The following is a 20176-nucleotide window of genomic DNA, read 5'->3' as shown; positions in this document are numbered from 1 at the left end:
TCGCGTCCCGGAACAAGCTATTTTCCGCGGCGTTGGTTAGGCATGCGGCGAGGCGAAAGCCGGGTTCCGACACCGGGCGGGCGTTGATTCATGGGTGCGAACGAAATCGAACTTGCCGAAAAGCTGGAGGCCGCGGAGCCGGGCAGGGGGCGTGCAGCCGACACGCCCGCGGATATCCCCGCCAAGGGGATGCGGGACGTCTTCTGGCGGGTGCTTTCCGAAATTGGCGAAGAGCGGGTCATGCTGATAGCCGCGGGGGTAAGCTTCTACCTTCTGCTGTCGCTCTTTCCCGCGATGGGTGCCCTCGTCTCGATCTACGGGCTCGTCGCGGACCCGTCGGAAATCGGCACCCATGTCGGTATCCTGCAGGTGATTCTGCCGGCGGACTCCTACGGGCTGATCATGGACCAGCTGGAGACCCTGACGACGCAGAAGCCCTCCACTCTCGGCATCAGTTTCTTCGTGAGCCTGTCAATCTCACTGTGGTTGGCAGCCAACGGCATTGCCGCCCTCTTCGACGCGATGAACGTCGCCTATGGAGAAAGGGAAAAGAGAGGCTTTCTGTCGAGAACCCTCCTGTGCATCGCGTTCACCTTCGCGGCGCTCCTCTTCGCGGTGGCGCTGATCGCGGCGATCGGCGTCGTGCCGGCCGTACTGGCCTATGTGTGGGTCGATCGTTGGGTCGAGCTCGTGACCCGAGCGGCGAGATGGCCGGTGGTACTCCTCCTCGTTACCTTCGGCACCATCCTCATCTATCGTTTCGGGCCGAGCCGCGAGCGGGCGAAGTTGCGGTGGCTGAACTGGGGCGCGGTGTTCAGTACCTTGTTTTGGCTGGCCGCCTCATGGCTCTTTTCCTACTATCTGGAACATTTCGCCAACTACAACGCGACATACGGCGCTCTCGGCGCGCTTGCCGGTCTCATGACATGGGTGTGGATCTCGGTGATGATTCTCCTCATCGGCGCACTCATCAACGCCGAACTCGAACACCAGACGGCGGTAGATTCGACGACGGGCAAGCCGCTCCCGTTGGGCGAGCGCGGCGCTCATGTGGCCGATACCATCGGCAAGGCGGCTGATTGATCAGCCGCGGCATGCGCCGGTTCGCATCGCCAAGGAACAATCGCCGCTTCTTACGCATTTCAGGATCACCGGGACTTGCGGTGCTGGAGGACTATGCCATGGCAGATCGTGACCTCTTGGGTCTGGCGGCCAGCGCGAAAATCGGCGGGCATCCGATCCATCCGATGCTCGTTCCCTTTCCAATCGCGCTTCTTGTCGCAACGTTCATATGTGACATCGTGTATCTCGCGAACGGAAATTCATTCTGGGCAGACGTATCTATGTGGTCGCTCGGTGCAGCCATCGTGATGGCAGCCCTGGCCGCTCTCGCCGGACTGACGGATTTCCTCGGAAATGCCCTTATTCGGGCGATCGACGATGCCTGGAAGCACATGATCGGAAACGTTGTCGTCGTACTCCTCGCGGTCGCCAGTTTTTGGCTGCGCTACGCGAACGGTTCCGTCGAGGCCGTTTGGCCCTGGGGCCTTCTGCTATCTCTCGCCACCGTCCTCCTGCTTCTCTACACCGGCTGGAAAGGCGGGGAGCTCGTCTATCATCATCGGGTCGGCATAGACCCCGAGGCGGAGGACGGCGCTGCCACGCCATCCATCACCAGGCACGGGACGAAGCACATCTAAAGGCCCTCTCGTCCCCGGCGGCAACCAGCCGATTTCCGGTTGCCGCCCGTATCCTGCGTGGACACTGCTTGAGTTCTGCGGCGGACGCCGACGCAAGGAAGCGGGCCGTCATACAGGGTGGTTCACGGAACATTTCCGCCCGTTCAGCCATTCTACAAAGCTCAAGGGCGAGGTCTAAGCTTTGGATCAACCACCAGTTCGACCGGACGGATTGCAGATCGAAGAGCATCGCACCTTCCAGGAGTTTTTCTGGAAAGTAGAGCGCGTCGCATGGATCGTTTTTGGACTGACGCTGCTTGCCGCCGTCCTGGGCGTTACCGGCTCAAGGGGCTGGCTACAGAGGCAGACCGTGACGTTCGCCGGCGGCGCCGTCGATATGCCCCGTTTCAGCCGCTGGGAGGCTTCCGAGACGCTGAACGCTTCATTGGCCGGCGGCGAGAACGAACGTCGCCTGACCTTGTCGCCCGAATTCTTCAAAAGCTTTCAGGTGGAGGATATGGATCCGCCACCGATCTCCGCTGAAGCAGGCGATGAAGGGCTGGTATACCGCTTCCGGTCCGCTTCGCGGCAGCCCCTCGTACTGACTCTGCACCTCCGTGCCCAAACTCCGGGTGTCGTTTCCTACCGGGCAAGTATCGATGACGAGCCGGTAAAGGAGGTGCGGACGATCGTCTGGCCCTAGGAGATACGTCATGGACTCCGTCGTTCGCGGTATTACGATCTATTTTATACTCCTCGCCGCGCTCCGGCTTTCCGGCCGGCGCACGGTTGCACAGATGACCACCTTCGACTTCGTGCTGCTCCTCATCATCGCCGAGACGACTCAGCAGGCGCTGCTCGGCGACGACTTCTCCATCGTCAACGCAACATTGCTCATCCTTACGCTTTTCGGCGTCGATATCGTTCTCTCCTACGTCAAGCAATGGTCGCCGAAGATCGCCCTGTTTCTCGACGGCACGCCGACGGTGCTTATCGCCGACGGGAAGGTCGACGAACGCGCCGTGAGAAGAGCCCGGGTCAACATCGAGGACATACTTGTCGCGGCCCGAGAGCAGCAGGGTCTGGCTCGCCTCGACCAGATCAAATTCGCTGTTCTCGAGGCGGACGGGGGAATAAGCATCATTCCGAGATGACAACGCGGTGCCAAGCTGGAAATCCCGGTTCGTCAGCCAATGTAGGTGCCACTTATTTCGATCTCATCGTGCAACGATACTCCCCCTTGACACATGCGATCTTGGGCGAGGAGCACTCGGCCACTCCGTCGATCAACGAACAAACAGAGCATTGATCATTGAACTCGAGGCAGTCGGGATTGGCATCTACGAATTTCTTCATGGCCAGGCTTTGACTTCGAACTTTTCCCTTTTCGTGCTGCACATTCCCCGCGATTGCCGGAAGAAACGGAGTAGCCGCAGACAAAAATATGGCGGTGAGGCGCAGCGTCGCAGGTTTCATGATTCAGTTCTTTTCAAATCCGAAAACGCGTCACGAGAGCATGGAGCACTTCTTATGAGAAAATAAGTCGCGCCGTGAAGTAAGGGCTTCGCGCCCCAATAGGGGGCATCGCAAGGAACAAGCCATCGCCTGGCGTGTTCGAATGCCACCCGCGATCGCCCGCCATCGGCAAGCCCGATCAGCGGCACGGCGGACTTTCGAACCCGTGAGGAAGAGCAGATGAAATCCGGTGATGCAAAGAGGGGAACTGACGAAAAGGCTCAAGAGGGGGGCAGGGGACGCGCGGCCGACAGCCCGGGCGAAATTCCAGCGAGGGGTCTGCGTGACGTCTTCTGGCGGGTGGTTTCACAGATCAGCGAGGACCGGATTTCGCTCGTTGCCGCCGGCGTCACCTTTTATGTGCTCCTCTCCATATTTCCAGCGCTCGGCTCGCTCGTCTCCATCTACGGTCTCGTTTCCGATCCGGCCGCGATCGCCGAGCAGGCTACATTGCTCGCCACCGTGCTCCCGGCGCAGTCGCTTCAAATGATGACCGATCAATTGGAAACCCTGACGTCCCAGGAAACGTCCAGCCTGAGCCTCGGCTTCATAGGCGGGTTGCTCTTCGCTCTCTGGAGTGCGCGCAACGGCGTAGGCGCCCTTTTCGAAGCGATGAATATCGCCTATGACGAGACGGAAAAGCGCGGCTTCGTCCGGCTGGCACTGTTAAGCATCGGCTTCACGCTGGCCGGTTTGATCCTGACCGCCGTCCTCATCGCGGCCATTGCCATATTGCCGGCAGTGCTGGCCTTTCTCCACCTGGAACTGGAAGGTCTCCTCAGGTTCGTGCGCTGGCCCGTGATGCTGTTGCTCGTAGCGGCGGGCATCACCCTGATCTATCGCTATGGTCCTAGCCGGGAGCCGGCCAAACTCAGGTGGCTTACCTGGGGTGCAGCCCTGAGCACGATCTGCTGGCTCGTCGCGTCCCTGGCGTTCTCGTATTACATCGACAATTTTGCAAACTACAATGCCACCTACGGCGCTCTCGGCACGCTGATCGGCTTCATGCTCTGGATCTGGATATCCACGATGATCGTCATCATCGGTGCTGAACTCAATGCCGAGCTGGAACATCAGACGGCGAGGGATTCAACGACAGGGCGGCCCAAGGAGCTCGGAAAGCGCGATGCCTATGTCGCCGACACGGTCGGCGACGCCGAGGATTAGATCGGGAATTATTGCTGTGGCTCCGGTGATCCCTGTTCCGTAGCCCTCGGCAGAGTAGCCGGCGCGACATCGGTCTGCGGCGGCTCCGGAGGCGTGGCACCAGTTGCGGGAGGAGCGGCCCGTCCGGATGTCCCTCCTGTCTCACCCGCTGGCGGGCTGGCTTCACTGGTGACCGCGCTATCCCCCTGTCCGTCCGTACCGACAGGGCTCGGTGTGACCCTGCCGTCGGCTCCGGCGACGCGCCAGACGGTGTTGCCGGCGTCGTCGGCAACAAGCAGCGCCCCGGTCCCGTCGATCGCAACGCCGACCGGACGACCGCGAGCCTGATCGCCTTCGATGAAGCCGGTCACGACGTCCTGAGCCTTCCCGGCCGGCCGGCCGTTTTCGAATGGGACATAGACGACCTTGTAGCCGTTGAAGCTGCTGCGGTTCCAGCTCCCGTGCTCGCCTATGAAGGCGCCGTTGGCGAAGGGCTCCGGCAAGGCGGAGCCGTTGGAGAAGACCAGGCCCAGGGCGGCGACGTGGCTGGAAAGAGCATAGTCCGGGGGGATCGCTTTCTCGACCATGTCCGGCCGCGGCGGATGGACCCGCTCGTCCACATGGGCGCCGTAATAGCTCCATGGCCAGCCGTAGAAAGCGCCTTCCTGCACCGAGGTCATGTAGTCCGGCACCAGATTCGGCCCCAGCTCGTCACGCTCGTTGACGACCGTCCAGAGCATGCCGGTCTCCGGATGGAAGATCAACCCGTTCGGGTTGCGAAGGCCGGACGCGAAGACGCGGGCCGCACCCGTTTCCCGATCTACCTGCCAGATCGCAGCGCGGCCCTTTTCGGCCTCGAGCCCGCGCTCGGCCACGTTCGAGTTGGAACCGACGGAGGCATAGAGGTAGCGCCCGTCGGGGCTGAGGGCCAGATCCTTGGTCCAGTGATGGTTGATCGGGCCACCCGGAAGCGGTGTTAGAACCCGCGGCTCGCCGGTGATCTCCGCCTGCCCGAGCTGATAGGGATAGGCGAGGATCGCATCGGCCGCAGCCACGTAAAGCGTTCCGTCGTGCCACGCCACTCCGAAAGGAGAATTGAGCCCTGTCAGCAGGTCGTGGCGTTCGTCCACCGTTCCGTCGCGATCGGTGTCGCGGAGCAGCGTGATCAGATTGCTTTCCTTTTCGGGGCCGGCACCACCGCCGTGGGCCATGGACATGATCCAACCCCGGATCATGTCCTTCGGCCGCTCTATCGGCTTGCCCGAGGGTTCGCGCGATTGAACGACGAGAACGTCTCCGTTCGGCAGCGTATGGACGGTCCTCGGATTGGCAAGGTCCTTCGCGTAGGCGGCAATGACGAGATTGTCGGGAACGCTCGGTGTCGTGCCGTCCTGCCAGCCGACGACCTCGGCGATTTTCATGTCCGGCATGAGTTCCGATGTCGGTTCCGGCAAGACCGGATCGGGGCCGATCTGCTGCGAAACATCGAAATCCGCGCCGTCATCGCTGCAGCCTGCGAGCGCCAGGAGGAGAACGCCGGTTCCGATGAGGATTCTTGCACGGAAGAAGGCAGAGCTATTCATAACCGCTCACTCCGGATTGCCTGTAGAGGGTGGCGCGGCCAAGCAAAGCGAAGAGGATCGTCAGAAGCACCGTCGCCGCGGAGAGGATCAACCCGTAGGGTACCACAGCCGTCCAGCCATCGGCGGCATGGACGAGGTTGTTGACGAAGGCGAGACCGAAGACGAGGACGTAGCCGAGTACATGGAGCCAAACCGCCCCTTGCCTACGCCGCTCCCTTCGAAACAGGAACTCCAACACACCGGCCAGACCGGCAATCACGCCGGCAATGATGCCGGCAAAGAGCAGCCAGGCGGAGAAGTTCTGCCACATGATATGTCCCGTCTGCCAGAAGGCGATATCGGTCAGAAGGGCGAGCGTAAAACAGACGACCGGAAACGGCACGAGCAACGAATGGACCGGGGTGGTAACGGTCGCGGCAGTCGATGCGGAATTTAGATTCATCGGCGCCTCCTGTTCGGTCGACCGTTGAAACCTCGGGCCCGCCCATTTGTTCCGGGAGCGCTCGCGGCGGGCGGTTCGACCGTCTACGCAACCACAGGAGGTGCGGATTGGAACCATGAAGCACCCCAAACAGTTTCGCCTTGCGACACAGTAATTCGATGCCGTGTTTCGACCGGCGGCCTGCGCCGGCGACCTTTCTGAAACCTGACCGGCGGGGTCTTGGTCAGCCGCTCGGAGGACTAGGGGGCGTGATGGGGCCGTTGGCGACGCATATGGCAGTGCACATCCTGCTGATGAACCTCGCCGCGCCCCTGGCTGCAGTCGCAATGACTTGGGGTCGGCCGCAGCGGCGGGAAATCGCCGGGTGGGCTCTGCCGCTTGCGACACTTGCGCAGATCGCCGCCCTCTGGGCCTGGCATGCGCCGCCATTTCTCAAGCGGGCCCTGGAATTTCCCACAGTTCATTTGCTCATGAATGCCAGCCTGTTCCTGACCGCATTCCTGTTCTGGCGGGCGGTCCTGCTTCTTCATGGCAAGCGTTCCTGGCAACCGATCGTTGCCCTTCTGATGACCAGCAAGCTCTATTGTCTTCTCGCCGTACTCTTCGTCTTCGCGCCGCGAGCGCTCTACCCCGCTTTCGCTGCATCCCACACGGCGCATGCAACTGGAACCCTGAACGCAACTTTGGCCGATCAGCAGCTCGCGGGGCTTATCATGCTGGTCGCCTGTCCTGTGACCTATGTTCTCGCAGGGATCGTGATTGCCGCGCGCTGGCTTTTGGCGATGGAGGAAGACGAGGCCGGATCCAGAGCAGGTGCAGCAGCGTGGACCTGAGAAACCTTCACTGGACGGCCGTTGCGAAAATCGTCGGGGTCGGCGCCGTGCTGCTCGTGACCGCGGGCGTCGTGTTCGTCTGGTCCGGTGTCTACAACGTCGCGGCCTCCAAGGACCACCTGCGGATTACGACATGGATCCTGACGCTGATCCGCGAACGATCGATCGCCAACCGAAGCTTTACGATCGAAGTTCCGCCGCTCGATGACGACGGCATGATCCGACTCGGGGCATCCCATTTCGAAGGTGCGTGCGTAGCGTGCCACAACCGCCCCGGCGAAGAGATAAATCCGATCGTCAGCGGCATGCTGCCCCCGCCTCCGGATCTGATGGACATCGGCAAGCGCCGCCCGCCGGAGGAGATCTTCTGGATCGTCAAGCACGGCCTCAAATATACCGGCATGCCGGCATGGCCGAATACCCGGCGCGACGACGAAGTCTGGGCCGTCACGGCATTCCTCGCAAGCCTGCCCGCAACGGCAGGCAATTATCCCGACCTGGCGGGCCTCACGCGCAGCCAGGCGAGTGGAGATGAGGGATCCGTGAGCGGCAGCGCCTTGACCGCCTGCGGGCGCTGCCATGAACGCGAAGGCACAGGCACGAACGGCGACCGTGTACCGCGGCTCGCGGGACTGCCCGAAGCCTATCTCCTGCGCAGTCTCCAGGAATATGCGCAGGGTGCCCGGGCGAGCGGTGCCATGGAACCGGTCGCCGACCTTCTGTCAGAGGACGCCATGCGGGAGCTGGCAGCGCATTACTCGGCGCTTCAGCCAACCGCCGGAAACCAATCGGCGCCACCTGACCCTGAGCAACTCAGGCGCGGCGAAGCCATAGCCAGGCGCGGCATCGCGCATCAGGGCGTACCGGCCTGCCTGAGCTGCCATTCCGGACGTCAATCGCAGCAGTTTCCGGTCCTCGCCGGCCAGCATGCCGAGTACATAGAGGAGCAGATACGGCTCTGGCGGCGCGGCGGGCGGATCGGGACCCCCTACGGGAGGATCATGACGGCGGTTGCCGGCGCACTGGACGAAGCGCAGATCGAAGACGTCGCCGCCTATCTGGGCTCACTGCCTCCGGGAAGCGCCACAGCGCCGATGACGGAGGCGAACCGATGAGGCTCGCCCGATATTTCGCGGTGGCAAGCGCTCTCGCGCTGCAGGGCTGCGCCGGGCTGCAGTCTGCGCTCGATCCTTCCGGAGCGGAAGCCGAGCGCATCGGCACGCTCAGTTGGCTGCTGATCCTGTTCTCTACCGCCATTCTCGTCGGGGTCTGCCTGATCACGGCGGTCGCGCTTTTCGGCGGTGAGCGCTGGCGTGCCCGCATCGCGGGCGAAAGGGTGGTCATCGGTGGCGGTCTCGTTTTCCCGATCCTCGCTCTCAGCGTCCTGCTGGGCTACGGCTTCTATCTTATGGCGCCCGGCACCACTGCGGCCCGTTCGCAGGGCGGATTGCGCATCGAGGTCGTAGGCGAGCGCTGGTGGTGGCGGGTGACCTATGTCGACGAGACCGGTCGCCGCATCGAGAGCGCCAACGAAATCAGGCTGCCTGTCGGACGGCCGGTGGAATTGGAACTGACATCGGCTGACGTTATTCACAGCTTCTGGGTGCCGCGGCTCGCCGGCAAGCTCGACATGATCCCCGGCCATACCAACACGCTGACGCTTCAAGCGACGAAGGCCGGCATCAGTCGCGGCCAATGTGCGGAATATTGCGGCGGGCCGCATGCCTTCATGTCCTTTTACGTGATCGCCATGCACGAAGATCAGTTTTCCTCCTGGCTGGCAGGTGAGGCCGGCGACGCCTCGGCTGCGAAACAGGATCAGGCCGCAGGGCAGGCGCTGTTCCTCTCCTCCGGCTGTGCCGCATGCCACCGGGTCCGCGGCACGGATGCCCGGGGTACGATCGGCCCCGATCTCACGCATGTGGGCAGCCGGCACTCGCTTGCCGCTGCCACGCTCGAGAACGATGTCGCCGCCTTCGTCCGCTGGATCCGCGACGGCCAGCACGTGAAGCCGGAAAATCTGATGCCGCCATACGAGATCTTCACCGACGACGAATTGCGGCAGCTCGCCGCCTATCTGGACCAGTTGAGGTGACCTATGCTTGACTTCGCCGGCCTCGGACTTTGGCTGAATCTCGCGATTTTCGCGGGGGCGGCCGTGGCAGTCTGGATGGCTGGCGTCAGGATCACCGGCTATGCCAATGCGATCAGCGAGAAGACGGGCGTAGGCCAGGCCTTCATCGGCGTCGTGCTTCTCGGCGGCATCACTTCGCTCCCGGAGCTGGCGGTAGGCGTGACCTCGTCGCTCAGCGGTGATGCCAGTCTCGCGGTCAACAGCATCCTGGGCGGCATCGCCATGCAGGTGGCGATCCTTGCCCTTGCCGACATGCTGATCGGCCGCCAGGCACTGACTTCGGTCATTCCCGACCCGGTCGTCATGCTGCAGGGCGGCTTCAAGATCCTTCTCCTGTCGATCGTCGCCGCCTCGATCGTGGTGGGGGACGTGCCGGTGCTTTTCTCGGGCGTGTGGATGTGGTTGCTTGCAGCGGTCACGGGCTTCGGCATGTGGGTCTTGTCACGCTCGAAGCGCGACAAGCCCTGGATCGCGAATGACGAGGAGGTTACGCCCGAAAAGGAGGAAGAGAGGGCGCGGAAGGAGGCCGAAGACAGCAAGAAGAAATCGCTGCGCGAGGTGGGCTGGGCGACTGCCGGCTGCGGCGCCGTCATCATCGTCGCGGGCTATCTGCTGTCGCGTTCGGGAGATGCGATCGCCGAAGCGACCGGACTCGGCCAGAGCTTCATCGGCGCGGTCCTCGTGGCGATTGCGACGTCGCTGCCGGAAGTCAGCACGGTGTTCAGCGCCACGCGTGCCGGCCTCTATACCATGGCCATGTCGGATATCTTCGGCACGAACCTCATTGATCTCTTCCTTCTTTTCATCGTCGATATCACCGGAGGTGCCGACGCGGTGATGAACGGGGCCGGGCGCTTCGAAGCCTTTGCAGCGCTGATCGCGATCACGGTCACGGCGATCTTCTTCATCGGGCTGGTCGAACGGCGGGACCGGACGATCTTCAGGATGGGTTACGACTCCTTCGCGGTCCTCACCGTTTACCTGGCGGGGCTGGTCGTCCTCTATTTCCTGCGCGACACTGGCGGCGGAGGCGGATGATGGAACTGCCAAATCCCGATACCCGGCCCGAAGGCGAGGTCCGTGAACTGGAGCGCATCTGGGCGACGCCGCGCGGTTGGCGGCTGGTGACGGCCGTCAACAATACGGTGATCGGTCTTCTCTATATCGGCGTCGCGTTTCTCTTCTTCCTCATGGCCGGTCTGCTGGCCGTCGTCATGCGCACGCAGCTCGCCCTCGGCGACAATCGCCTCATAGACCAGGACCTCTACAATCAGATGTTCACGGTCCACGGCACGACGATGATGTTCCTCTTTGCCGTGCCGGCGGTCGAGGCGCTCGGCGTCATGCTGCTGCCGCAGATGCTGGCGGCGCGCGATCTGCCTTTTCCGCGCCTCAGCGCCTTCGCGATCTGGGCCTATGTTGTCGGCGGGCTGGTCTTCTTCTCGACCATCTTCTACGACCTCGCGCCGAAAGGCGGCTGGTTCATGTATCCGCCCCTGACGCTCATGGAATATTCGCCGGGTGACAACGCCGATTTCTGGCTGCTCGGCATCGGCTTCATCGAGATTTCGGCGATCGCAGGGGCGGTGGAGATCGTCGTTGGCGCGCTGAGGACACGGCCGCCGGGCATGTCGCTCGCCAAAATGCCGATCTTCGCCTGGACGATGCTGATCTTCGCCAGCATGATCATGTTCGCCTTCCCGGCAGTGATCCTGGCGACGATGATGCTGGAGATCGAGCGGGCGTTCGGCTGGCCCTTCTTCACCGCCGCGCTGGGGGGAGATCCGCTGCTCTGGCAGCATCTCTTCTGGTTCTTCGGGCACCCGGAAGTCTACATCATCTTCCTTCCGGCCGCGGGCCTCGTCTCGATGATGGTACCGACCATGGCCCGCACACCGCTCGTGGGCTATCACCTGATCGTCGTCGCCTTGATCGGCACGGGCTTTTTCAGCTTCGGGCTCTGGGTGCACCACATGTTCACGACAGGCATTCCGGCGCTGAGCCTCGCCTTCTTCTCCGCCGCCAGCATGGCGGTCGCCGTTCCCTCGGGCATCCAGGTCTTTTCGTGGATCGCGACCATCGCCGCGGGACGGGAGCGCTTCCGGATAACGACCGCATCGCTGTTCATTCTCGGCTTCCTGTTCATTTTCACCCTTGGCGGGCTTACCGGCGTCATGGTGGCCATGGTGCCCTTCGACCATCAGGTACACGATACCTACTTCGTGGTTGCACATTTCCACTACGTGCTGATCGGCGGGTTCGTCTTCCCGCTGTTTGCGGCGATCTATTACTGGATGCCGCTCTTCAGCCGCCGGATGCTCTCGGAACGGCTGGGCCGGTGGGTTTTCTGGCTAATCTTCATCGGCTTCAACGTCACCTTTCTGCCGATGCATCTGACCGGTCTCAGAGGCATGCCGCGGCGGGTCTGGACTTATCCCGGCGAAATGGGCTGGGACACCCTGAACCTCATCTCAACCGTGGGGACCTATGTGCTTGCCGCCGGCGTACTCGTCTTTCTGGTGGATCTCGCCGCGAAGTTCCGCCCCGGCAACGGACCTCACGAGAACCCTTGGGGGGCGGGCACGCTCGAATGGCTGCCGAACGACGTCTACTCCACCCGAAGCATCCCTCACATCACCAGTCGCGAACCGCTCTGGGACCGGCCGAGCCTCCCTCAGGAGGTACGCGACGGCCATCACTATCTTCCAAACGCTCCGACCGGCTGGCGGGAAACGATCGTGACCTCGCCGATCCATGCCCGTCCGCAATATGTCATCCAGATGCCCGGCCCCGGCTGGCCGCCTTTCCTCGCGGCCGTCTTCACGGCGGCGTTCTTCCTGCTGCTGACGGTCAAGATGGTGACGATCGCAACGATCTGCGGAGTCCTCGCCATCGCCTTCATCCTCGTCTGGGCCTGGGGGCTCGACCCCGGGCCTTCGAAAGGCATGATCGAAATCGCCAAGGGCGTTCGCCTTCCCACCTATATGAGCGGACCGACGTCGCATTCCTGGTGGGCGATGGTGGTCCTGATGTTCGTTGCGGCGTCCCTCTATCTCGCCTATGTCTTTTCCTATCTGTTCCTCTGGGTCGTCTCGCCGGAGGTCTGGGCACCGGCCGGTTCTCCGGAACCACCGCCCCTTCGCTGGCCCTTGGGGTCCGCGGCGCTGCTTCTTGCCGGCTCGGGTATCTTATGGCTTGTCAGCCGCAGGCTGGGGATGTTCTCGGCATCGCGCGTGGCAATGGCGGCCGCTCTGCTTCTTTCGCTCGCCTGCCTGACGGGTGCGTTCGCACTTGAACTCCGGGGGCACTTGGCGACGGGCTTGAGCCCCGATGGGAACGCCTACGGAGCCATGGTTTATCTAGGCGCCGTTCTCTTCGCTCAACTCGTCTTCGCCCTGCTGATCATGGGACTGTTCGCGATGGCGCGGCATCTGGCCGGGAAGCTGGATGCCGTACGGCGGGTGACCTACGACAGCTACGCGCTGCTCTATCACTACGCCGTAGCCCAGTCGCTGCTGGGCCTCGGACTGATTCACGGCTTCCCGCGACTGATCGGATAGGTGCGTCATGAACGATCCCGTCCGCGAACCACCCATTGCCGGCGCAATTCTCTTCCTTCTGGCCGGGCCGATCCTTTGGGGTGGACATCTGCTTGCCGTCTATACTTTCCACGCCGTGGCATGCGCCGCCGCGGGGCCGTGGGCGACCACCATCGTTCCGGGATCCATCGTCGTGGCCACACTCGCCGCGGCCGGAGCACTCTTGCTGGCCTTCTCTTTTCCGGGAAAGCTCGCGCAAGCGCTTCGCTGTGCCGATCCGGGAGACGACCAGCCTTTCCTGATCCGCGCGGGGCGCCTTCTGACGGTCCTGGCCCTGACGGGCGTCCTGTGGACCGGCTCTGGGGCGCTCGCGCTTGCGCCATGCGCGCAGTTCAGGTGAGTTCTAAGCCGAACCGCGCAACATGATCTCCGCGCTCAGCAAAATGCGTTCGTCGTCGCGAAAGGCTTCACCGTTACCCGAAGCCTCGCCGAGCTTGAACAGGAGCAGTTCGATCGCCAGCCTGCCGATTTCGTTGTAGTTCTGCGCGACCGTGGTCAGTGGCGGACAGGTGTAGCGGGACAAGGGATGGTCGTCGTGCCCGGCGACCCTCAGATCGCTGTCGGCATCCCGCCCGACCTTCAGGCCGGACTGAAACGCGGCGGCAATGACGCCGAAGGCGACGCGGTCGTTCGCGCAAAGAACGGTTTGCGTCGGGAAACCGCTACTGGACAGGATGCGCAGCGTCTCGTCGAAGCCGAACTTCTCGAAGTCCCAGGAGGCATATGCCGTCGTCTCTACGACCGCCGGCTTCATCTTCAGTTGCCGCATGGCTTCTACATAAGCGTCCTGGCGCGCCATGGCGTTGTTGTTGACCGGGGGCATGCCGAGATAGCAGGGCGGGCCACCCGAACGGCAGAGATAGTCGACCATCAGCCTGAAGCTCTGCCGGTTGTCGGTTCCGACGAAGGAGGAACTGTCGTCGAGCGGCGAGTCGACATAGATCAGCGGTATGCTTTGTCCGAGCGCATTCAGCTTCTGGTGATGCGACTGGACGCCGAGCGGCGCGATGATCGCGCCGGCGACGTTCATCGACTTGAAGGTTTCGATCGCCCGTTCTTCCATCTCGGGCCTGCCGTCCGAGGAAAGGACGAAGGCGAGGAATCCCGCCTGATCGGCAATGTGCTCGATGCGCCGCGTCAGCGCCATGTAGAACGGGTCCGTCGAGTTGGGCACGATGACCCCGAGGATATTGGTGCGGCGGCGGTTCAGGTTGACGGCGAAGATGTTCGGGCGAAAGCCCGATTGCTTTATCGCCGCCTCGATGGCGTCGCGTGTCTTCTTGCGCACCGATGAGGGGTCGTTGAAATATTTGGAGACGGTGGGGCGCGACAGTCCGACGAACTCCGAAAAATCCTCCATCGTCTTGATCTGTCTGGTCACGGTCGAAGCGTCCCCGCTCATCTGATTTGGTCTTTCGGAATATTCACCGATCACGGCGCCTCCGCTAGAGCGGGTTGAGGAAAAGTGTGCGCGGCTTTCCGCCCGCATCCCGCTCTGACGTCTTGATCTAGACCCGGCACGCTGCGAAATAGTCCTGCAGAACGGCGTCGACGGCGGCAAGCGCCAACGGCTTGGCCTGCGGCGCGACCTCGCCATTGCGAACGCGCGCGTAGCTGCCGGCGAGAAACTGGCTGATCAGCGTTTCCGGGATCGCAACGCCGTCGAGCAGAGACATGAGTTCGTCCACGGCTGCAGCGGCCTTCGGATGCGGCCAGTAATAGCGTATGCGGTCGCTATAGGAGAAGTGCCGCTGGAGGCGCTGCTCGTCCGCCGAGCCGTGATAGTATTTGCCCCAGTTCGCCGGTTCCTCGCGCATCACCGCTTCCGTGACTTCGGCAAGCGTCCGCTCGCGCGCGGCCGGAAAGAGAAAGGCAGCGATCTGGTCGAGGCCGTAGAGGGCTTCACGAAGAGCAAAGGTGAGGCCGGGTCCGACCTTCAGGATCGCGAAGCCGTCGGCGACCAATTGGCGAAGCGCATCCGGCGTCTGGTAATCGGTGGAATGGGCCTCGAAGACCATCCCGTCAAGTCGGCCCAGCGTGGCGCTGAGCTTTTCGGCCCTGGCACGATCATAGGCAATGACGTTCTCGTTGCCGAATTCCACGCCCGGCTGGACGACGGCGCCCACGACGCGGCTGAAGGCACCGGCGGCGCCGGCTTCCTCGAACGCCGCGCGATGCACGCGCACGGTTTCTATGGCAGCTTCGGGAGCAGTCACCTCGAGCGTGTCCAGCTCTTCGAGCGCGCCGCCCGGTATCGGGACTTCGGTGCCGATGATGTAGACCGGGAGTACGCCCCCAGGGCCGCCGATGGCGTCTTCGGCGACGGCCGCGAGCCGCGCCGCGCGGGCCGCCGTCGTGGCATCGGGCAAGGCCGTCGGTTCGCCGGCGCATCCCATGCTGGTGTCGAGATGCAGCTTGGTGAATCCTGCTTTCGCGTAGGCCGCTATCATCGCCTCTGCCTTGGCCATCGCCTCCGCGGCGGGCAGATGCTTCCAGGGATTGGGGCCGAGATGGTCGCCGCCGAGCAGGATCTTCTCCCGGGGGAACGCAATCCGGTCGGCGATGGCGCCGACGAAGCGGGTGAAATCCTCAGGCGTCATTCCGGTATAGCCGCCGTCCTGATTGACCTGGTTGCAGGTCGCCTCGATCAGCACCGGCGTATTCTCCCGGCGCGCACGCAGCATGGCGGCTTCGATGACGAGCGGGTGCGCGGAACAGATCGACGGGATGCCGCGCGGACCGGGACGCTTGCTCCACCGGGCGATGTCGATGAGATAGTTCTCTTGCATGATCAGGCCTGTTGCTCGCTGATGAATCGTTCGAGTTCCGCGCGTGTCGAAGCGCCTTCCATAGGGCCGAAGTGCATGACGGCGCGGGCGCCGGAAGCGGCGGCGAATTCAAGGGCCTCGCGGGGGCTCGCCCCGTTGAGCCAGAAGCTGACGAAGGTGGCGCCGAAGCAATCGCCGGCCCCGGTCGGGTCGACCTCCTCGACAGGGAAGCCCGGCAGGGAGAGTGCCGTCACGGCATCGAAATAGCTGGCGCCTGCTGCGCCGCGTTTGACGACGACGGCTTTGATGCCGGATGCGAGGAGTTCCGCGACCGCCTGACCTTCCGTCTTTGCTTCGGTGAAGAGGAAGAGCTCGTCTCCGCTCGGCAGGAAGAGATCTGTCTCGGCGAGCACCGTAAGCAGCGCCTCGCGCATGCCGGGGCCTTTGAGGATTTCCGGGCGAAGATTCGGATCGAAGGAGACGGTGCCTCCGCCCGCCTTGACGATTCCGATCGCGGCGAGAATGCTTTCGACCACGCTCGGCGCGTAGAGCGACGAGCCCATGACATGGATATGGCTGCATTCGCCGACGAGCTGGGTCATTCGCTCGTCGAGCATGATCTTGCCGCAGGCGCTGTCGCGGATGTTGAAGACGAAAGCGCGGCTGCCATCGGGCCGGTAGCGGACGAAGGCGCTGCCGGTCGTGGCGAGCGGATCGACCTCGATGCCGGAAATGTCGACGCCGTCGCCCTTGAGGCGTTCGAGGTTGACCGTGCCGAAATCATCCCCTCCGACGCGGGAGATGATCGCGCATGGCTGACCGAGCTTCCCGGCCTGGTCGATGAATATGGCCGGTGCACCTGAAGGGAAGGGGCCGATGAGCGGCGTCGCCTGGCGGAACCCGTCACCCTTCTCGGTCGCGATGATTTCGACGAGAATCTCGCCGATCGTCAGTATCTTGTGCATGTGGATGTCACTCGTGTCGGGGTTCAGCGCTTTGCCTGCTTGGCGCGCACGTCGAGCCAGACGGCGACGAGGATCACCAGGCCCTTGACGATCAGCTGATAGAAGTAGGGGACGGAGAGCATGTTCATGCCGTTGTTCATCACGCCGATGATGAGCGCGCCGATCAGCGTGCCGACCATGGTTCCGACGCCGCCGGCAAGGCTGGTGCCGCCGAGAACGGCCGCGGCGATGGCGTCAAGCTCGTAGCTCATGCCCGCATTGGTCTGTGCGGAGAACAGGCGGGAGGAAAGCAGAATGCCGCTGATGGCCGCCATCACGCCGGAGATCATGAAGATCAGGATCTTCAGCCGGTCGACCTTGATGCCGGAGTAGACGGCCGCCTCGCGGTTGCCGCCGGTCAGATAGGCGCGCCGGCCGAAGCTCGTCTTGCTGAGCACGATCTGATTGATGACGAAGAGGACGGCGACGACCCAGATGATGATCGGCAGCCCCAGGAAACTCTCGGTGCCGATTGCGGTCCATGTTTCGTTCTCGATCATGGCAGGCGCGCCGTTGGTGGGCAGGCTCACCATGCCGCGATAGATACCCATGGTCGCGACGGTGACGATGAAGGACGGCAAGAGCAGCTTGGCCGTCAGCACCCCGTTCAACATTCCCATCAGGGCGCCGGCAACGAGCGTCAGCGCGATCGCCGGCACGAAACCCATCCCGAAGGCAAAGCATTGCGCCCCGACCATTCCTGCCACCGCGATGATCGAGCCGACGGAAAGGTCGATCTCGCCGAGCAGGATCACCCACGTCATCCCGAAGGCCGCGATCGCGACAACGGCGACCTGCTGCAGGATGTTCATGAAGTTTACAACCGTCATGAAGCGCGGGTTGAAGAAGGAAAAGACGATGCAGAGCATCACCAGCGAAAGGAAGATGCCGCCATATTGCTTGAGAGCCCGAACAAGGGCGGCTTTGGCTGCTGTGTTCTGTGTCATGATTGAAACCCTGTCGCGTGAGCCATGATCGTCTCTGGAGTGAGGGCGGAACCTTCGAGCGTGGCGCCGGGCGCGCCTTCATGCATGACGACCACGCGGTCGCTCATTCCCAGGACTTCGGGCAGGTCGGAGGAGATCAGCAGAATTGCCGTTCCCTCGGCCGCCAACTGGCGGATGATCTTGTAGATCTCGAATTTCGCGCCGACGTCGACGCCGCGGGTCGGCTCGTCGAGGATCAGCACCCTGGGTCGCGTGAGCAGCCATTTGGCGAGCACGATCTTCTGCTGGTTGCCGCCGCTGAGCGCCCCCGCCGGCGTTTCCAGCGAGTTCGTCTTGATGGAGAGCTTCCCGACCTGTTCTGATGCCGCCGCCCGTTCCGCGTCGTTGCGGATGAAGCCCAAACCCCCGGCGAAGTTCGCGAGAGCCGCCATGGATATGTTCCACTCGACGCTGTGGCCGAGGACAAGGCCCTCTTCCTTCCGGTTCTCCGTGACAAAACCGACGCCGCGGGCGATGGCCTCGTCCGGGGAACGGAACCGCACGGACTCGCCATCGAGGCGAACCGTGCCTTCGGCGTTCTTCATGCCGAAGAGCGCGTTCATCACCTCCGAGCGGCCCGAACCGACAAGGCCGAAGAAGCCGAGGATCTCACCGGCGCGCACGTGGAAGGACACGTCGTGAAACTCGCCTTCGCGCGTCAACCGGTCGACTGCAAGGACCGGGGCGCCGTCCGCCGCCACACGGTGCATCGGCGGCGGGTAGATTTCGTCCATGCGGCGCCCGACCATCAATGCGATCAGCGTCTCGATGGTGACTTCGTCGCGCGCATGCGTCGAGACATATTCGCCGTCTCTGATGACGGTGATGTCGTCGCTGAGCCGCATGATCTCTTCCATGCGGTGCGAAATATAGATGATCGCCGCGTTGCGCTGCTTCAGCCGGCCGATGATCTCGAAGAGGATCTCGGCCTCGCTGTCGCTGAGCGAGGAAGTCGGCTCGTCCAGAATGACGACTTTGGCATCATGGCTCAGGCCCTTGGCGATCTCGACGAGCTGTCGCTGGGCGATCGAGAGATTGCCGACCTTCTCCGTCACGTCGATGGGAAGTCCGAGGTCCGCTACGATCCGTTGCGCCTTTGCGACGAGCGCCTTGTCGTTGATGAAGCCGAAACGGCGCGGCTCGCGCGTGGCGAGGATGTTCTCAGCGACCGTCAGATTGTTGCAGAGGCTCAATTCCTGGAAGACGATCGCCAGCCCGAGCGAGGCGGCCTCCTGCGGGTTGGCGGGCCGGTAGGCCTGCCCGTCGAGAACGATCTCTCCCGACGTCGCCCCGTGCACGCCGGCGAGAATCTTCATCAAGGTCGATTTGCCGGCGCCGTTTTCGCCGAGCAGCGTATGCACCCGGCCGCGCCGGACTTCGAGCCGCATCCCCTTGAGAGCGGCGACCTGCCCGAAGGACTTGGTGACATCGGTGATCTTGAGAATGGTATCCGCAGCGGAACCATGCATGGCGGGCCTCCTTCAGCCGGACCGGAGCGTATCCGGCGGCATGCGCCGGATACGCCCGTGGTATGCCGCCGCCCGCAGGCGGCAGCCGTCCTGGGAGGGACCTATTTCCCGGTGTAGACGCCCGGTACGATCGGCTGCTCGGCCGGTACCGTCTCTCCGGCGACAACCTTTACGGCGGTGTCGATCGCCTGTTTGCCCATCTGGTCTGGGAATTGCTGGATCACGCCGACCATTACCGGATTGCCGTCGACGGCATCGCGTGCTTCCTTCATGCCGTCGAAACCGATGACCTTGACCTGCGATTCCAGTCCGGCAGCCTTGACGGCAACGGCCGCGGCAAGGGCCGCATCGTCGCCGAAGCCGAAAATGCCGGTAATGTCGGGATTGGCCTGCAGCATGTTCTGTGCGGCGGCGAGGGCTTCTGCGCGGGTGATGCCGGTCTGGGTCGCGACGATCTCCATTTCCGGATGCTTGGCGATCGCTTCCTTGAAGCCGTTGATGCGATTGACCACCGACTGAACCGTCGGATAGTCGATGATGGCGACCTTGCCCTGGTTTCCGAGAACCTCGGCCATGAGCTCGCCCGCCTTCACGCCGCCGGTGAAATTGTCGGTGCCGATATGCGACGTCACCGTCGCCCCATTGGCCGGAACGTCGACGGTGATCACCTTGATGCCGGCCTTTTCCGCCTTTGCGATGGCCGCGCGCACGCCCTGGCTGTCGACAGGCGAAATGACGATCACGTCAACGCCCTTGACGATGAAGTCCTCGACGTCGGCGAGCTGCTTGTTGAGGTCCTGATTGGCGATCGCCACTTCGAGCGCGACGTTCTTTTCCTTGGCTTCGGCTTTCATCGCCTCGGCGAGCTCAATGTAGAACGGGTGCTGCTGGGTCAGGAGCGATGCGCCGATACCGTCGGCGAAGGCGCCGGATGCCAGCAAGGTGAGCGCAGTGCCGGCGACGAGAGTTTTGAGAATGCGGGGCATATTCATGGTTTCCTCCCTTGGAAACGGCGGGC

General features: G+C 63.0%; 19 protein-coding genes. 11 read left to right on the top strand and 8 right to left on the bottom strand.

Features of this window, described 5'->3' with window-relative positions:
• Nucleotides 1-90 precede the first annotated feature (90 nt).
• From BHD07_RS14845 to BHD07_RS14825, 5 genes are all read left to right on the top strand, one after another.
• Nucleotides 91-1083, top strand: a complete 993-nt coding sequence (locus BHD07_RS14845; RefSeq protein WP_100670252.1) for a YihY/virulence factor BrkB family protein — start codon at nt 91-93, stop codon at nt 1081-1083.
• Between the two features lie 98 nt (nt 1084-1181).
• Nucleotides 1182-1700 carry a DUF2231 domain-containing protein gene (locus tag BHD07_RS14840; RefSeq protein ID WP_338281212.1) on the top strand — a complete coding sequence of 173 codons (519 nt, stop codon included), beginning with the start codon at nt 1182-1184 and terminating at the stop codon, nt 1698-1700.
• A 181-nt stretch (nt 1701-1881) separates the two neighbouring features.
• Nucleotides 1882-2382 (top strand): hypothetical protein, encoded by a 501-nt coding sequence (locus BHD07_RS14835; protein ID WP_338281210.1) that lies wholly within the window; start codon nt 1882-1884, stop codon nt 2380-2382.
• 10 nt (nt 2383-2392) lie between these two features.
• Nucleotides 2393-2833 (top strand): DUF421 domain-containing protein, encoded by a 441-nt coding sequence (locus tag BHD07_RS14830; RefSeq protein WP_018098814.1) that lies wholly within the window; start codon nt 2393-2395, stop codon nt 2831-2833.
• Between the two features lie 541 nt (nt 2834-3374).
• Complete coding sequence (locus BHD07_RS14825; protein WP_198516631.1) at nt 3375-4361, top strand: YihY/virulence factor BrkB family protein; 987 nt, start codon at nt 3375-3377, stop codon at nt 4359-4361.
• 8 nt (nt 4362-4369) lie between these two features.
• On the opposite strand, the gene BHD07_RS14820 is transcribed toward BHD07_RS14825, so the two are convergent.
• The gene (locus BHD07_RS14820; protein WP_338281207.1) at nt 4370-5923 is read right to left on the bottom strand and encodes a PQQ-dependent sugar dehydrogenase; all 1554 of its coding nucleotides are present in this window, start codon (nt 5921-5923) and stop codon (nt 4370-4372) included.
• Nucleotides 5916-6365 (bottom strand): DUF2231 domain-containing protein, encoded by a 450-nt coding sequence (locus BHD07_RS14815; protein WP_275599138.1) that lies wholly within the window; start codon nt 6363-6365, stop codon nt 5916-5918. The genes BHD07_RS14820 and BHD07_RS14815 overlap by 8 nt, the downstream gene beginning before the upstream one ends.
• 251 nt (nt 6366-6616) lie before the next feature.
• Between BHD07_RS14815 and BHD07_RS14810 the strand changes: the two genes are divergently transcribed.
• Genes BHD07_RS14810 through BHD07_RS14785 form a run of 6 tightly spaced genes read left to right on the top strand, consistent with a single transcriptional unit; the run spans nt 6617 to nt 13271 of the window.
• On the top strand, nt 6617-7198 hold the full coding sequence (locus tag BHD07_RS14810) for a cytochrome c oxidase assembly protein (protein WP_338281204.1): 582 nt from the start codon (nt 6617-6619) through the stop codon (nt 7196-7198).
• Nucleotides 7189-8313, top strand: coding sequence for a c-type cytochrome (locus BHD07_RS14805; RefSeq protein WP_338281202.1), 1125 nt, complete (start codon nt 7189-7191; stop codon nt 8311-8313). Before BHD07_RS14810 ends, BHD07_RS14805 begins: the two co-directional genes overlap by 10 nt.
• The gene (locus BHD07_RS14800; RefSeq protein ID WP_102764288.1) at nt 8310-9293 is read left to right on the top strand and encodes a cytochrome c oxidase subunit II; all 984 of its coding nucleotides are present in this window, start codon (nt 8310-8312) and stop codon (nt 9291-9293) included. The genes BHD07_RS14805 and BHD07_RS14800 overlap by 4 nt, the downstream gene beginning before the upstream one ends.
• A 3-nt stretch (nt 9294-9296) precedes the next feature.
• The gene (locus BHD07_RS14795) at nt 9297-10370 is read left to right on the top strand and encodes a sodium:calcium antiporter (RefSeq protein WP_338281200.1); all 1074 of its coding nucleotides are present in this window, start codon (nt 9297-9299) and stop codon (nt 10368-10370) included.
• Nucleotides 10370-12892 (top strand): cytochrome c oxidase subunit I, encoded by a 2523-nt coding sequence (gene ctaD, locus BHD07_RS14790; RefSeq protein WP_338281198.1) that lies wholly within the window; start codon nt 10370-10372, stop codon nt 12890-12892. Before BHD07_RS14795 ends, ctaD begins: the two co-directional genes overlap by 1 nt.
• Nucleotides 12893-12899: 7 nt before the next feature.
• On the top strand, nt 12900-13271 hold the full coding sequence (locus BHD07_RS14785; RefSeq protein WP_018098804.1) for a hypothetical protein: 372 nt from the start codon (nt 12900-12902) through the stop codon (nt 13269-13271).
• Between the two features lie 3 nt (nt 13272-13274).
• On the opposite strand, the gene BHD07_RS14780 is transcribed toward BHD07_RS14785, so the two are convergent.
• The 6 genes from BHD07_RS14780 to BHD07_RS14755 all read right to left on the bottom strand — a co-directional run bounded on the left by BHD07_RS14780 (nt 13275) and on the right by BHD07_RS14755 (nt 20150).
• On the bottom strand, nt 13275-14333 hold the full coding sequence (locus tag BHD07_RS14780) for a LacI family DNA-binding transcriptional regulator (protein WP_338281194.1): 1059 nt from the start codon (nt 14331-14333) through the stop codon (nt 13275-13277).
• 106 nt (nt 14334-14439) lie between these two features.
• Nucleotides 14440-15720 (bottom strand): D-tagatose-bisphosphate aldolase, class II, non-catalytic subunit, encoded by a 1281-nt coding sequence (locus tag BHD07_RS14775; RefSeq protein WP_338281192.1) that lies wholly within the window; start codon nt 15718-15720, stop codon nt 14440-14442.
• Nucleotides 15721-15722: 2 nt separating this feature from the next.
• Nucleotides 15723-16664: a tagatose kinase gene (locus BHD07_RS14770; RefSeq protein ID WP_338281190.1), complete on the bottom strand. Its 942-nt coding sequence runs from the start codon at nt 16662-16664 to the stop codon at nt 15723-15725.
• 23 nt (nt 16665-16687) lie between these two features.
• Nucleotides 16688-17650, bottom strand: a complete 963-nt coding sequence (locus BHD07_RS14765; RefSeq protein WP_100670268.1) for an ABC transporter permease — start codon at nt 17648-17650, stop codon at nt 16688-16690.
• Nucleotides 17647-19158: a sugar ABC transporter ATP-binding protein gene (locus tag BHD07_RS14760; RefSeq protein WP_338281188.1), complete on the bottom strand. Its 1512-nt coding sequence runs from the start codon at nt 19156-19158 to the stop codon at nt 17647-17649. Before BHD07_RS14760 ends, BHD07_RS14765 begins: the two co-directional genes overlap by 4 nt.
• A gap of 101 nt (nt 19159-19259) precedes the next feature.
• Nucleotides 19260-20150 (bottom strand): substrate-binding domain-containing protein, encoded by an 891-nt coding sequence (locus tag BHD07_RS14755; protein WP_338281186.1) that lies wholly within the window; start codon nt 20148-20150, stop codon nt 19260-19262.
• Nucleotides 20151-20176 lie beyond the last annotated feature (26 nt).

The sequence above is a fragment of the Sinorhizobium sp. KGO-5 genome, from assembly GCF_036245905.1.
GTDB classification, from domain to species: Bacteria; Pseudomonadota; Alphaproteobacteria; order Rhizobiales; family Rhizobiaceae; genus Sinorhizobium; species Sinorhizobium meliloti_A.
This window is presented reverse-complemented; position numbering and strand designations above follow the sequence as displayed.